The 14,311-nt window shown below is 61.9% G+C and carries 13 protein-coding genes and 2 pseudogenes; 6 read left to right on the top strand and 9 right to left on the bottom strand.

The annotated features are described in order from the left end of the window. Positions 1-38: 38 nt before the first annotated feature. A complete protein-coding gene (locus M1D51_RS20410) occupies positions 39-959 on the bottom strand; it encodes a DMT family transporter (RefSeq protein WP_458107816.1) in 921 nt (306 codons plus the stop codon). On the opposite strand from M1D51_RS20410, the gene M1D51_RS20405 reads away from it, so the two are divergent. After that, complete coding sequence (locus M1D51_RS20405) at positions 958-2,373, top strand: aminotransferase-like domain-containing protein (protein WP_458107815.1); 1,416 nt, start codon at positions 958-960, stop codon at positions 2,371-2,373. The genes M1D51_RS20410 and M1D51_RS20405 overlap by 2 nt on opposite strands. Before the next feature lie 113 nt (positions 2,374-2,486). Here the strand turns inward: M1D51_RS20405 and M1D51_RS20400 are convergent, their stop codons facing one another. The 3 genes and pseudogenes from M1D51_RS20400 to M1D51_RS20390 all read right to left on the bottom strand — a co-directional run bounded on the left by M1D51_RS20400 (position 2,487) and on the right by M1D51_RS20390 (position 6,913). Next, positions 2,487-4,109, bottom strand: coding sequence for an MFS transporter (locus tag M1D51_RS20400; protein WP_458107814.1), 1,623 nt, complete (start codon positions 4,107-4,109; stop codon positions 2,487-2,489). Positions 4,110-4,887: 778 nt separating this feature from the next. Next, positions 4,888-5,839: pseudogene (locus M1D51_RS20395) on the bottom strand (DUF3387 domain-containing protein). 303 nt (positions 5,840-6,142) lie between these two features. After that, complete coding sequence (locus tag M1D51_RS20390; protein ID WP_458107813.1) at positions 6,143-6,913, bottom strand: putative protein N(5)-glutamine methyltransferase; 771 nt, start codon at positions 6,911-6,913, stop codon at positions 6,143-6,145. Positions 6,914-7,156: 243 nt separating this feature from the next. Here M1D51_RS20390 and M1D51_RS20385 point away from each other — a divergent pair, with 243 nt between their 5' ends. Next, a complete protein-coding gene (locus M1D51_RS20385; protein WP_458107812.1) occupies positions 7,157-7,357 on the top strand; it encodes a hypothetical protein in 201 nt (66 codons plus the stop codon). 69 nt (positions 7,358-7,426) lie between these two features. Then, positions 7,427-7,687: a hypothetical protein gene (locus tag M1D51_RS20380; protein WP_458107811.1), complete on the top strand. Its 261-nt coding sequence runs from the start codon at positions 7,427-7,429 to the stop codon at positions 7,685-7,687. 87 nt (positions 7,688-7,774) lie between these two features. Here the strand turns inward: M1D51_RS20380 and M1D51_RS20375 are convergent, their stop codons facing one another. Further along, complete coding sequence (locus tag M1D51_RS20375) at positions 7,775-10,360, bottom strand: ATP-dependent DNA ligase (RefSeq protein WP_458107810.1); 2,586 nt, start codon at positions 10,358-10,360, stop codon at positions 7,775-7,777. A 38-nt stretch (positions 10,361-10,398) separates the two neighbouring features. Between M1D51_RS20375 and ku the strand changes: the two are divergent. Next, positions 10,399-11,262: pseudogene (gene ku / locus M1D51_RS20370) on the top strand (non-homologous end joining protein Ku); the annotation flags it as partial. Between the two features lie 82 nt (positions 11,263-11,344). On the opposite strand, the gene M1D51_RS20365 reads toward ku, so the two are convergent. From M1D51_RS20365 to M1D51_RS20355, 3 genes are read right to left on the bottom strand one after another with little or no spacing between them, the layout of a single operon-like run. Further along, complete coding sequence (locus tag M1D51_RS20365; protein WP_458107809.1) at positions 11,345-11,611, bottom strand: DUF7218 family protein; 267 nt, start codon at positions 11,609-11,611, stop codon at positions 11,345-11,347. A 24-nt stretch (positions 11,612-11,635) separates the two neighbouring features. Continuing rightward, complete coding sequence (locus M1D51_RS20360; RefSeq protein ID WP_458107808.1) at positions 11,636-12,349, bottom strand: DUF6766 family protein; 714 nt, start codon at positions 12,347-12,349, stop codon at positions 11,636-11,638. A gap of 5 nt (positions 12,350-12,354) precedes the next feature. Beyond that, positions 12,355-12,909 carry a DUF6328 family protein gene (locus M1D51_RS20355; protein ID WP_458107807.1) on the bottom strand — a complete coding sequence of 185 codons (555 nt, stop codon included), beginning with the start codon at positions 12,907-12,909 and terminating at the stop codon, positions 12,355-12,357. A 116-nt stretch (positions 12,910-13,025) separates the two neighbouring features. Here M1D51_RS20355 and M1D51_RS20350 point away from each other — a divergent pair, with 116 nt between their 5' ends. Further along, the gene (locus M1D51_RS20350; RefSeq protein ID WP_172323796.1) at positions 13,026-13,241 is read left to right on the top strand and encodes a hypothetical protein; all 216 of its coding nucleotides are present in this window, start codon (positions 13,026-13,028) and stop codon (positions 13,239-13,241) included. Between the two features lie 106 nt (positions 13,242-13,347). Here M1D51_RS20350 and M1D51_RS20345 read toward each other — a convergent pair whose 3' ends face one another. Further along, positions 13,348-13,518 (bottom strand): hypothetical protein, encoded by a 171-nt coding sequence (locus tag M1D51_RS20345; protein ID WP_172323795.1) that lies wholly within the window; start codon positions 13,516-13,518, stop codon positions 13,348-13,350. A gap of 307 nt (positions 13,519-13,825) precedes the next feature. Between M1D51_RS20345 and M1D51_RS20340 the strand changes: the two genes are divergently transcribed. After that, positions 13,826-14,305, top strand: a complete 480-nt coding sequence (locus M1D51_RS20340; protein WP_141283449.1) for a Dps family protein — start codon at positions 13,826-13,828, stop codon at positions 14,303-14,305. Positions 14,306-14,311 lie beyond the last annotated feature (6 nt).

Below are 14,311 nucleotides of genomic sequence, written 5' to 3'. Positions count from 1 at the left end.
CCGGTTCCACACCGGCTGCGCTCGCGGCACGCGGAATCCTACTTCCTGAGCCTGACACGGACGGCGGCACCGGCGCACAGAATCACCACGAGGCCGCCGATCACGGTGGTCCATGTCATCGATTCGCCGAGCAGGAGCCCTGCCCAGGCGATGCTCATGACGGGTTGGACCAGTTGGATCTGGCTGACCTGCGCCATGGGCCCGATGGCCAGTCCGCGATACCAGGCGAAGAAGCCCAGGAACATGCTCACTACGCCGAGGTAAGCGAAGGACAACCACTGGATGGTGGTGGCGGCAGGCATACCCGGACCCAGTGACACCACCGTCAGAAGAATCATTACAGGGGAAGCCACCACCAACGCCCAGGAGATGGTCTGCCACGCACCGAGTTCCCTGGCCAGCAGCCCGCCCTCCGCGTAGCCAATGGCCGCAGCCACCACGGCACCCAGCAACAGAAGGTCGGCCCAGTGCAGCGAACCGAAACCACCCGATTGGACCAGGGCGAACACCACAGCGGCAACCACGCCCACTGCCGTGAGGACCCAAAACAGCATTCGTGGCCGTTCCCGTCCCCGGATCACCGCTACAGTCGCGGTTGCTGCGGGCAGCAGCGCGATCACCACCGCGCCATGGCTGGCGGACGTACTGGTCAAGGCGAACGTGGTCAGGAGCGGGAACCCGGCTACGATTCCTCCGGCAACCACCGCAAGTCGAATCCATTGCCGGCCTTGAGGAAGACGCTGCCGGGTCAATCCCAAGGCAAGAGCCGCGAGAATGGCCGCAACCACCGCCCTGCCCGCTCCGATGAACAAGGGGGACATCCCCTCCACAGCCACCCGGGTGAGCGGAACAGTGAAGGAGAAAGCAACGACGCCGAGGAGGCCCCACCAGATCCCTGTTGACATCCTGGTGGATACCACTGGCCGCGAAAGTGTAGTAGCGCTACTATTATGACTCATGAATCACGATAGCAGTTCACGGATCGTCGTGCGAGTAAAAGAATGGATCGCAGGAGCGGCGCCCGGAGCCAAACTGCCATCGACCCGGCAACTCGTGGCCGAGTACCAAGCCAGCCCCGTCACGGTTCAAAAGGCACTGCGGACACTCACCGCACAGGGCCTGATTGAGAGCCGTCCCGGCGTGGGAACCTTCGTGCGCGCCTACCGGACGGCCAGGCCCTCGGACTACGGATGGCAAACAGCAGCGTTGCGGGCAGCCCAAGCCGCACGACCATTGAACTCTGCCGCCATGCGGAGCGCCACCAACGATGTCATCGCTTTCCACTCCGGGTATCCGGACCGTGAACTCCTCCCCGAGCGGCTCGTCCGCGCCGCCCTCACTCGTGCCGCAAGGGGAGATGCGGCCCTGTCCCGGCCGCCGGCGCAAGGTCTTCCCGAACTCCAGACCTGGTTCGCGCAGGAACTCAGTACCTCAACGCCGGTGGGCATTACACCGCCCCAGCCGAGCGACGTCGTCGTACTTCCGGGGAGCCAGAGCGGACTCAGCTCGATTTTCCGAGGCCTGGTGGGGCACGGCCGGCCGTTGCTGGTGGAGTCGCCCAGTTACTGGGGCGCGCTGCTGGCGGCAGGCCAGGCGGGCGTCAATGTCATCCCTGTTCCGTCCGGTCCGGAAGGTCCGGACCCGGAAGAACTGGACCGGGCTTTCGAGGAATCGGGCGCGCGGTTGTTCTACGCACAGCCAAACTTCGCCAACCCCACGGGTGCTCAGTGGTCGGCCGAACGTGGGGAAGAGGTCCTGCGGATTCTCCAGCGGCACGGAGCGTTCCTTGTGGAGGACGACTGGGCGCACGACTTCGGTATCACCGCACGCTCAGTCCCGCTGGCGGCCAAGGACGATTCCGGGCATGTGGTCTACATTCGTTCGCTGACCAAGAGCGTTTCGCCCTCCGTCCGCATCGCTGCGGTTATCGCACGCGGGCCGGCACGCGAACGGATCATGGGAGCGCAAGCCGCCGAATCGATGTACGTCAGCGGGCTGCTCCAAGCAGCAGCGCTCGACGTCGTCACCCAGCCCGGGTGGCAAACTCACCTTCGCGGACTCGGACACCAGTTGCAGTCCCGCCGCGACCTCCTGGTCACCAGCCTCCGCGAGCATGTTCCCCAAGCACACCTAAGCCACCTGCCCAAGGGCGGCTTGAACCTGTGGTTGCGGATGCCGGACGGGTTCGACGTCGATCACCTCACCAAGGATTGCGAGGCGGCCGGGGTGCTCATTGCCGCGGGCACGGAGTGGTTCCCGGCGGAACCGGAAGGACCTTACATCCGGCTCAATTTCGCCGGCCCCAATCCCGGCGGTTTCCCGGAGGGGGCCCGGATTATCGGCGAGGCAGTGAAGGCCCAGTTGGGGCTTTAACAGCCGCAGCCACCAACCTCAAGGAGAGCGCCTTGGGGCTGGTGGCTACGGTGGGCGGCACGGCGGCCGCGAACTATCTGAATGGCTTCGCAGAAGTTGCAGGCAAAGAATTCCTAAGCGGGGGTCAGGTCCTTGTTGCCTTTACCGAACACCGCGTCATCAACGGGCTGGCCGTCGAACGGCATCTCGTCCAGGTTGATCAGCGGGTTGGTGTCCTGTGTTGCTACGAGCTCGCGTGCCTCTGCCTGGGTGTCCACGCTGGGCATGGAGCCGGGCAGGGGGCGCTGGGCGGATTCACGCAGGAAGTAGATGGCGATCGCACCAATGATGGACGTAGCCATCAGGTAGTACGCCGGCATCATGTCATCGCCCGTGCCCTCGATCAGGCCCTGCACGATGAACGGTGTGGTTCCACCGAAGATCGCCACCGAGAAGTTGTAAGCGATGCCCATTCCGCCGTAACGGCTGGACGTCGGGAACAGTGCCGGCAGTGCAGAGGCCAGGTTGGCGATGTAGAACGTCACCGGGAAGGCAATCAGGGCAAGGCCGGCCAGCGTGGACCAGATATCGCCAATGCCGATCAGCATGAACGCCGGTATGGAGAAGACGATGGTGCTGCCTGCGCCGACCCACAGCACGGGGCGGCGGCCGATCCGGTCCGAAAGCTTACCGGTCAGCGGGATGCACACGGCCATGATCACCAGGACCGGGATGGTCAGCAAGGTGCCGTGGACGGGGTCGTAACCCTTGGAATCAGTGAGGTACGTGGGCATGTACGAGGTCAGTGCGTAACCAACGGTGTTGGCTGCAGCTGCCAGGATCATGGCCAGCACGATCTGGCGCCAATAGGCCTTGATGATGCCGATGGGTCCCTTGGCCACGGCAGCATCCTGTGAGGCTGCATCCTTGGCCGAGGCTTCCTGGGCATCCAGGGTTGCCTGGAACTGGGGGGATTCCTCGATCTTGCTTCGGAAGTACACGGCAATGAGGCCCAGCGGACCGGCGATCAGGAACGGAATCCTCCAACCCCATTCCTCCATGGCTGCCTGTCCGAGCGTGAGCTGCAGGACCGAAACCAGGGCGGCGCCGAGGGCGAAGCCGATGTAGCTGCCCATATCAAGGAAGCTGGCAAAGTAGCCGCGGCGCTTGTCCGGGGCGTACTCGCTGACAAAAGTGGTGGCACCGGCGTACTCGCCACCGGTGGAGAAACCCTGGATGAGCTTCAGGATCACCAGCAACGCGGCGGCCCAGATGCCGATCTGCGCGTAACCGGGAAGGAGGCCGACGGCGAACGTACTTGCCGCCATGAGCATCAGTGTTGCTGCGAGCACCTTCTGGCGGCCCACCTTGTCGCCGAGCCAACCGAACACGACGCCACCGAGGGGGCGTGCGATGAAGGTTGCGGCGAAGGTGCCCAGAAGGAAAAGTGTCTGGACGGACTTGTCTGCTTCCGGCAGGAAGACAGGGCCCATGGTGGTGATGAGGTAGCCGAACACGCCGACGTCGTACCATTCCATGGTGTTGCCGACGATGGTGCCGCCGAGTGCTTTGCGCAGCATCGGCTTGTTCACCACATTGACGTCGGATTCTTTCAGCCGGCGCTTCGGGCGGAGCTTGGTCTTCTTTGTTGCGTTCTTTACTGCGTTTGCGGCGCCCGTGGGGGCTGCCGCTTCCTGGTTTCCGGTGGCGTTCCTTGCGCCATCCGGAGAGACGGACGTGCTTTGGTCTATGGGCATTTGGGCTTCTCCTAGGGAGGTCATTTGCTTGCGACTTCTGCTGCCCCGCTCTGGGCAGGGTTTCAATTTTACGGGTTTTGGGCCGAAAACCCGAGTTGAGATCCGATTTTTGGGCTCTGAGAGGGTGCAAATTGCCTAGGTGTGTTGCATCTCATTACCTGCTCTTGCCCTGCAATCATGCGGATGACCGGCCGTTTTTGCCCTCGGGAGCACGTTGTTACCAAATTGTTTAGCTACACCCATGTAACGGGGCTGATTCGGCCCTAAAAGCTGACGGTTTGGGAGCCGATTCCGCAGATGAGCCTGCGCGAGAAAGTGGTGGTCCAGCAGTTGCCCGGGCAGAACGAGTCGCTTACACATTGACGGCGGCCACCAGCATCGCGCCAATGGCCACCGCTCCCGGTTAGGGGATGTTGTGCCAGAACAGGCGGACGACATCAACGACTAGTCGGATGATGTTCACCGCCAAGTTCCAGGCGCCCCATGGTTCTTCACGTTTCCGTTTGGATTCCATGCCGGCACCTCCTCCCGGAGGAACAGGGCACGGGCTACACGTGTCTATGAGCACAACAACGTTGCGCCCCACGTGCGTAGGGCCATACACTCAAAGTGTTCGGATTTGAGGATATGACCCTCTGACCGCACCAATGAGCGCACCGCGCTGAACAAAGACCCGATTGCACTCGGGTCTTTTGTTCTTTAACGGCACCTCAGGCTCTTACCTGATGTTCCCAGCGTATCGGCCAGAAGGCGCCCCAACGACCACACCAGCGCAGCCTCAGGCGTTAAGCCGTGCGTCCACAAACCGAGGAGCCATAGACTCCATCTGCTCCATCACCAGTTTGATCGCTTCCGGTTGCTTGTCCGGCGGGTACCCGAAACGGACCAGAAGCCTTTTGATCGATGAACGAAGTTTTGCCTTGACGTCATCGCGTACCGTCCAGTCGGTCCGAACGTCCCGGCGCATCACCGCCAGCAGCTCGCGGGCGATATCGGCGAGCACGCCTTCGCCCTGTATCTCCACGGCAGACTCGTTGGAGGCCACAGCGTCGTAGAAGGCCAGTTCGTCCGAATTCAGAGGGGGAGTGAAATGGGCGCCTCGATTGCCCTCGGCCGCGACTTCGCGTGCCAGCTCGACCAACTCGGCGATGATCTCCCGACGTCAGCTGCTGGTTGGTGTACTTTCGCATCAGCTCGGTAACGCGTTCTGAGAAGGCCCGTTGGCGAATCACGTTGTTTCTGGTCGCAACAGCAGACTCGTCAGCGATGAGCTTCCGCAGTGCCTCTATTGCCAGTTGCGGGTTGCGGGCATTCTGGGTCTTGGCCATGAATTCCGGCGTCAGGTCGTCCAGCGAGGGCTTCGGCATGCCCGCTGCCTCGTAGATGTCCAGTACCTCTCCGGAAGAGGTTGCTGACGCCACGAGGTTACCCAGCAGCCGCTGGATCTCCTCCGGCACCGGCTCCCCGCTGGCCTGTCGGTCTGCGGCGTCGAACTTGGCCATGTAGACCCGCGTCTCCTCGTAGATCTGGATTTCGGGCAGAAGTTCAGCCAAGTTATCCGAGCCGGAACACAGCGCCCACGCCCGTGACAGCTGGCCGGAGTACCGGCGGTACTTTGAGGCCAGTGTTTCTTCGCCTTCAGCCGGCTTGTTCCCCGGTGTTTCCGGGCTCCGCAGGTAGTTGGCCGCGCCCGTGGCCGCGCTGACAAAGGCCCGCGGGCCGCCCTTCACTTTCGGCTTGCGAACGCCAAAGCGGAAGATCTCACCATTAGGAAGCTCACGCGAGGCAACTCGACGATGACCGCCAAATTTGCCGAGTTGGAGGCGGCGAAGACGGCAGGGTGGGACGTCAACTGACGGGCCATTCAGAAAGCCGCTGAATGTACTGCTTCCGCCGCAGATTCTAGAGAACTCCACAGCAGCAATGGACTGACCGACACTTCCTGAGACAACGAAGACCGGCACCCGGAACGGTGTCGGCCTTCGCTGTCTCTGTGTGGGCGGTTCTTTGGTCAAGGCTGAGGGTTGGACGGGCTATGCTCGATGACCGATCACCACGGTTGCATCCAGCTCTTCATCGGAGGCAAGCTCCACCCGCAGCCCGGCCCCGCCAAGGATCCGGGCCGTCCCAGGCGACTGCTCCTGCGATGTTTCGATCAACAGCCACCCGCCCGGCGCCAACCACCCGGCTGCCCCCAGCGCAACCCGACGCTGGAGAACCAAACCGTCAGCGCCGCCGTCGAGCGCTAACCGCGGCTCATGGACCCGCGCCTCCTGCGGCATCATCTCGATGGCCCTGGTAGGAACGTACGGCGCATTGGCGAGCAGCACGTCCACCTTCCCGCGCAGTTCAAGGGGGAGCGCCGCGTAAAGGTCGCCCTGGTGAACAGTGCCGCCGCGGGGCTCGATGTTGTGTCGCGCGCAGTGGACAGCGTCGGGATCGATGTCTGCCGCGTGCAACTCACTGCTTCCCAGACGATCACTGAGCGCGGCACCGATGGCCCCGGAACCGCAGCACAGATCCACGACGACGGCTCCGGGTTGGGCGATCATCGCTGCCATCCGCACCAGGAACTCCGTGCGACGCCGCGGGACGAACACGCCGGGATCCACCGACATCCGCGTCCCGCAGAAATCGGCCCACCCCACGATGTGTTCCAAGGGCAGGCCGCTGAGCCGTTGATCCACCATGCGGCTGAGCTGGTCCGGATGGTGGGCGGCCTCGATGAGCAGTTGCGCTTCATCTTCCGCGAAAACACAGCCGGCGGCGCGCAGGGTGGCCACAACGTCGGATCCCCGGGTCATGAAGGCCATGCTAGCCAAGGGGTTCCCAAAGTTCTCCGTTTTTGGTTAGGGTATGAGGCATGGGAACACTGATTTTTGAGTAGACCGGCCTTTGCCTGAGCGGCACAGCCGAGTTTCACCTGACAAAAATCCACGCCTGTTGAGGCCCTGCCTCCATGCCGTTCCCGTTCTCGATGCCTTTTCCCGAACCGCAACGACAGGGATACGTGTCTCTTCAGGACTCACACTTTTAGGAGTCCACACATGACTGCCAACCCTTCCGAAAACAAGAAGACCCCGGCTACCGGCGGTATCAAATCCAAGCTGACCGACGCCCAGAAGGCCATGCTGGCCAGCAAGTCCGGAGGCGGTGCCCCCGCCGGCTGGCAAAGCACCGGCAAGGGGCACAAGCCCACCTCCGCCAGCGGCAAGCAGGCCAAGACCGAGAAGAAGGTCCGCTGGTAAAAACTGCGGACAAGTACCACTGGAAAACAGGCACAACTGGAAATACAGGCACACTGGAAAGGAAGAACCATGACTGCGAATCACGAATCTGAACGCATCAATCCTGAGGTTGCTAGCCACTTGGTGGAGTCCATGGGCTTGGCGCCGATGCCCGAGCCGACAACCATTGCCATCGCACTGGGCGCTGACCAGAGCAAGCAGTGGCCGGACGGCAATGGCAAACGCCGCCACCCGAAGGACCGCGACCAAGCCCACGGCCGCATGGGCCAGGGCGCAGCTGTGACGGCGATCCACAGGACAAGCCGCCCGCAGATGCCGCACTCCTCCTAACCGAACCACCCGCACCACCCGCGTAGCCAGCCCAACTGAGTGACAGCAAACGTCCCATTGAACCCTCAATAGAGCGTTATCTGTTACTCAGTTGGGCTGGCTTACGTCGTCAGGGGACTTGTCCGGACGCCAACCACGCCACACTGGATGACGTAGTCGGCCGGGCCCTGTCCATTCGCCGAACGTCACCTCGGCCACCAAGTCCGGGCTCACCCATCTGGCGCCCGCAGCGTCCTCCCGTGGAATGTCCGCGAAGGGGGAGTCGCTCACTGCCCGGGGCTCCAACTGCTCCATGACCTCGCGGAGTTGCCAGTCCTTGAAACCGGTGCCCACCCGGCCCACGTAGTGCAGCTTCCCGCCGTCGGGAATGCCCAGCAGCAGCGCACCGAACGTCCCGCTCCGTGCCCCGGCGCCCGGACGCCAACCGCCCACCACAACTTCCTGGCTTTGCTCCAGCTTGAGCTTGATCCAGGACCTGCTGCGGCGGCCGATCACATAACGGCTATCGGCCTTCTTTGCCATGACACCTTCCAGGCCAAGCTCGGCAGCGCTGGTCATGAGGTCCTCAACGTCGTGGTCCAACACTGCTGAAAGGTGCAGCGGGCAGCCTTTGCGTACACGCTCCGCAAACCCCGAAAGCTTCTCCCGGCGATCGCGGAACGGCAGCCCGCTCAAGTCCGTGCCGGCGTCGTAAAGAAGGTCGAACAGCATCAGTTGCACCGGAACGGTTGTGCGGGCACGTTCAATGTCCGCGGCTTTGACGAGGTTCATCCGGAGCTGCAACCGCCCGAAATCAGGCCTGGATCCCTTGCCGAGCGCCACGATTTCGCCGTCAGCCACGAAGTCGCCCTCCGGCCAGCAACCGCGGTCGGTCAGCTCAGGATAGGCGGCGGTGAGTTCGTTTCCGTTACGGCTCATCAGGCGGATCCTGCCCTCGGTGCCGGTGATGATTGCCCGGATTCCGTCCCATTTCAGTTCATACAGCCAATCGTCGCCACGGAGATCAGCAGTGGTCCCGGAGGTAGCGAGCATGGGGGTGTAGTTCGGCATGGGTTGCGGAGCTGCAGGCGCGGCTGCCGGGGGCCGTGTCCCGGACTTCGACGAACTGGTGGCAGAAATTCTCCGACCCCCGGGCTGTTCCTTCATGAGGTGGATGAGCCAATTCTGACCAGTGTTGATGAGCGCGAACCGCTTGGTTCCACCCAGGCCACCACCGGGTTCGCCGGTGAGAGTGGCGATGACTTCCTTGCCGTCCCGCCACTTCTCGCACGTGTACTCGCCGCGATCCCAGATGGTCATGGTTCCAGCCCCGTACTCACCCTTGGGAATGACGCCCGCGAAGTTCGCGTACTCCATGGGGTGGTCTTCGGTGTGCACGGCAAGGTTGTTCCGGTCGGGGGTTTCCGGGACACCCCGCGGCAACGCCCACGACGCCAGGACGCCGTGATGCTCCAACCGAAGGTCCAAGTGATAGCGCCGGGCGTGGTGCTCCTGGATGACGAAGATACCCCCCGGCGGCGGAGGGTCTCCGGGTTTCGGCTGATCGGAGGACTCCGCGGTTTGCGGGGAACCAGCCGACGACGACGGAAACGGCTCCGGCGTTTTCTGCGGATCGCGCATCCCGACGTACTTGGCGAGACGATTCTCCACCGTCACCACACGCTCGCGGGAACGGCCGGGACCGCTGGTGCTGGAACCGGCGCCGGGACCGCTGGTGCCGGGACCGCTTGAAGCAGCACCGCCGTCGTCGTCCTTCTCATCCTCGCCGTGAGGTGGAAGGTGCCGCTCGGAAATCGGGGCGAAGTGGTCCTTGCCCGTCCTGACGCGCTTCATGACGGCCAAGTAGTCGAGGTGGTCCAGCGAAGGGGAGGCGAGCTCGCGCCACGTGCGGGGCGCAGCGACCGTGGGGTGGGCCTTTCCGCGCAGCGAATAGGGGACGATGGTGGTCTTGTTGCCGCTGTTCTGGCTCCAGTCCACCAACACTTTTCCGTGGCGGAGGGACTTTTTCATATCGCTGACCACCAGTTCCGGGTGGTCCGATTCCAAAGCTCGGGCGAGTTCTTTGGCGAAGCCGGACACTTGCTCGGACTTCAGGGTTCCGTCGAGGCCGGTATAGAGGTGGATTCCCTTGCTGCCGCTGGTGACTGGGACAGGATCCATGCCCATGTCCTGCAGGATGGAACGGGCCAGCTTGGCTACTTCGACGCACTCAGGCAGCCCGGCGCCGGGACCGGGATCGAGGTCCAGGACGAAGCGGTCCGGCCGGAGCGGCTTCCCTGAAGGATCCACTTGCCACTGCGGAACGTGGATCTCGAGGGACGCGATCTGGGCCATCCAGGTGAGCGTGGCCAGGTTGTTGACCATGGGATAGACGTTGGTGTGGTCCGAATGCTCAATGGCGGCACGGGGAATCCATTTCGGCGCAGAGTCCTCGAGGTTCTTTTGGAAGAACACCTGGCCGGGATTTTCGGCGGTGCCCACCCCATTGACCCAGCGCTTACGGGTGACGGGCCGGTTGGCCGCGGCAGGAATCAGGAAAGGTGCCACGGCGGCGTAATACTCCAGCACTTCGGCCTTGGTGGTGCCGGTTTCCGGGTAGATGATTTTCCCCAGGTTGGTGAGGGTGAGTTCGTGGCCTTCCACGTTCACGCGCTCTTGTTGCTTGCCTGCCACCTCTTCTCCTCTGCTGTGTTGTGCTGTTGACTGGGTGCATGAGGGCCATATGGAAGGGATCTATCGCGTTCGGTCTGGTCAACGTACCAGTGAAGCTCTACAGTGCCACGGAGGATCACGATATAAGCCTGCACCAAGTCCACAATAAGGACGGCGGGCGCATTCGGTACCAGCGAAAATGCGAAATTTGCGGCGAAGTTGTGGCGTACGAGGATATTGATAAGGCCTACGAAGAAGAGGGCCGCACGGTGGTCCTGACGTCGACCGAATTGAAATCGTTGCCGGAAGAGAACAGCCGCGAAATTGAGGTGGTGGAGTTTATCCCCGCCGAGCAGTTGGACCCCATCATGTACGAGCGCAGCTATTTCCTGGAGCCGGACTCCAAATCGCCCAAGGCGTACATGCTGCTCCGGCAGACACTCGAGGACACGGACAGGATTGCAATCGTCCAATACGCGTTGCGGCAGAAGACCCGTTTGGGGGCGCTGCGGGTGCGTGGGGACGTGTTGTTGTTGCAAGCGTTGCTGTGGGGCGACGAGGTCCGGGAGGCCAAATTTCCGTCCTTGGAGACTGATATCAAGATTTCCGACAAGGAATTGGAAATGTCCTCGGCCCTGGTGGAATCCATGGCCCACGACTTTGACCCCGATGAATATACCGATGACTATCAAGTGCAGCTCCGAACACTGATCGAGGCCAAACTGGAAAAGGGCGAGGCCCTGGATACCGAGGCCACCTTCGGTGCCGTGGAAGGCGAAGGCGAGGGCGGCGACGTCATCGACCTCATGGAAGCCCTCAAGCGCAGCCTGGATAAGAAACGCGGCAAGGAAAAAGCGGACGACGACGCCGCTGCCGCCGGCAAAACTGCCACCAAACCAAAGGCGCGGGCCAAGAAAAAGGCGTGAACCGGCGTCGTAAATAAATCCATCAGAATCCAAGAAAGCAGCGGCCGCCGTACAAGCGGCCGCTGCTTTTTAGCCGCTGTCAGTGATTTCTCAGCATGGAGATAAGCTCGGATTTCTTCTTATCCGAATACCCTTTGAGGCCTAATTCCTTGGCGCGGGACTTCAGCTTGCCTACCGTCCAGTCATCGTAATCACCGGACTTTCCACCCTTGCTTCCTATTTCCTTGCGCCCCTTGGCCGCTGCTGCGTTGGAGACGCGGGCTGCTTTCTCCTTGGACGCCCCATCTTCGCGGAGCTCTTCATAAAGTTCGGGGTCCTTCAAGCTGGAGTTTTTCTTGCCTGGCATGATGTGTTCCTTTCCCGGATGTGGCTAGGCGCCAGTCTCGTAGTGGGGCTCTGCAACCGGCTTTGACTCCGGCGAGCCCCTCTCCCGGAGGTAGACGGAGGCTCCTACCAGCACGGCGACGGCCAGGAACTCGCTTTGCCAGTTCTGGAAGGACTCGAACCAGAACTGGCTGGAACCCATGTACTCCCAGGTGGAGACCTCGGGGAGGCCGTGGCTGCGTTGCTCGTCGTTGTAGGCCGCCGTACCGCCGAATGCGTGCAAGGTGAATGAGAGCAGGAAAAGCAGGCCCAGGAGGCCGGAAAGCGAATGCTCATAGACCTTCAGGACCCAGCCGCCCCGGCGTACCGGCCAAGGGGTCTTCGCGGTCATTTTGGCGTCGCGAGGGTCCTCATCCTGGGGTGCGTCCTTGTCCACGGGCTTCGATTCGGAGGAGCCTCTTTGGAAGAGGAAAACCGTCAGGACCACGTACATGGCCATCTGGAGGAACTCCGATTCCCAGTTCTCGAAGACGGCTTCCCAGAAATTTCCTGAGGTCAGGAAATCAGCAATGCCCGTTGCCGGCTGCCCGTGCGCTTGCTGTTCTTCGCTGTAGCTGGCGGCTCCTGAAATGATCATTCCGCCGAGGAAAACGAAGAACAGGCCCGCGTTGACCAGCAACAAGCCGTGGTCCTTGACCCAATTGCGCTTAGGTCTCTTGTCCTTGCCGGGTGCCTGGTGATCTTGGGCAGGTCGCAGCATCTTGCTCACACCTCTCTGGAATCTCCGCCGTTGGCATAGCCGTTTCCGTTGCCATTTTCGTTGCCGTGTCCGTTGCGGACGGCACGGCGATGTAGCCACAAGGGGGCGCCTACTACCAGCAGCAGCAGCACCAGGATGATGAAGCTGGCCGCCACAATGCCCGCGGTCCGGCCCGCAACGAAGTCGAACACCAAGGTGGCCGAACCCACGATCAGGAGTGCCACACCGCCCAAAGCCCACTTGGTGACGACGTCGGCGCTCGAAACCAGCGTGGCTTTGAGCCCCCTCCGGAACAGTCGCCGATGAACGCTGACGGGAAGGACAATGAGGACGGTGGTCAGTGCTGCCACCATCACGTTGAACAGGTACAGGCTGCGTTGCCAGTCGTCCAACTCTTCGAAGCGTTCTTGGAAGGGCAGCGTCAGCAGGAAGCCGCCCAGAATCTGGACCCCGGTTTGGAGTACCCGCAATTCCTGGATGAGTTCCATCCAGTTGCGGTCCATGCGTTCCTCAAGGGATTCGTTGCGACCGGTTCTGGGAGCCTGCTCCGGCTCTACCATCTGTGCACCTCCATGGTGGTTTTGGTGGACGACGACCATACACGGGACTACGGTCGAACTGTCAGCATTCCTCGATCTTCCATCGGGGCCTCATCGCCATTTCCAAGGAGGAAGCAATGAGCCAGGACGAACACCGCGTGGACCCGGAGAGCGAACCCGGCGGCTACGGCACCCCCACCCCCGAACAGGAAATGCCTGGTCAGGGTGATGAACGCGAGACCCCTGAACGGCCGGCCCAAGGAGTCCCCGACACTCCTGGTGACGAGTTCCCCACACCCCGGGATCCCGATGCGGCCCCACCGCCCTCGGCCACTGGTGACGGCCCGGGCTGAGCCGGATGCCGGAGGGCTGTTCCCACCGCACTTGCAGTGGTGGGAACAGCCCTCATGGTCTGTAAGTGCCGGTGAAGTGCCCGGGGAGCGGGTGCGGCCGCGTTGCCTATACCGTGTGTCCCCTGCGGCCCGACATGAAGCTCAACAACCAGCCAATGGCTGCGACGACGAGGAGGATGACGCCTACCCACAGCAGCCAACTGAGGGCTTCGGTGAAGCCGCCTACCAAGAGAAGAACAATTGCCACTACGCCGGCAATGATCAGAAGTGTATTCATGGTCAGCACATTCCTTTCCAAGGGAATCTTTGATGTATCGCTGATTCCCGAGTATGCATTCCGATTTACTTCAATTGAGTTATGCCGGCACTTCGAGGCGTTTGGCAGCCTCAAAGTGCCTTTAACGCTATTACCTGGCGAAGCTCCCTTGGGGTGGAGTTCGCCAGTTGTGAACACTAACACTCCTCATTGTACTACTAAGCATCCTTATGAAAGGCTTATGGGAGTCGTCACTTGATGATTGGGCAGCTACCGCAGACATTTTGCGGTGCATTTTGGCTCACATGAACGTCTATGAGAGGAACACATGAAAGCGTCACAGCAGCTTGCAGACAACCTTCAGATCGTCCTGACCGACCTCATCGAGCTGCAGCTCCAAGGGAAGCAGGCGCACTGGAACATTGTGGGACCGAACTTCCGCGATCTCCACCTCCAGCTGGACGAGCTGGTCCTTGCTACGCGCCAGTTCGCTGACGACACCGCTGAGCGCATGCGTGCGCTCCATGCCCTGCCGGACGGACGCAGCGCCACCATCGCCAAGGGCACGCGCCTGGAAGAATTCCCCGCCGGCCTGGTCAACACCAAGAACGCCGTCAAGCTGGTCACCGACCGCGTAGAGCGTGCTGTCCAGACCATGCGCGATGTCCATGACGAAGTGGATGAGGAAGACCCCACGACGGCGGACCTGCTGCACGCGTTCATCTCGCGCCTTGAGCAGCTGGTCTGGATGATCAACGCCGAAATCATGAATGCCGGCGCTGCCGTGACGGATCCGGACGAGGCCTAGAAACTG

Source organism: Arthrobacter sp. R3-55 (genome assembly GCF_054161505.1).
Note: the sequence above shows the minus strand (reverse complement) of the source record. Positions and strands in the feature narration are given on the sequence as shown.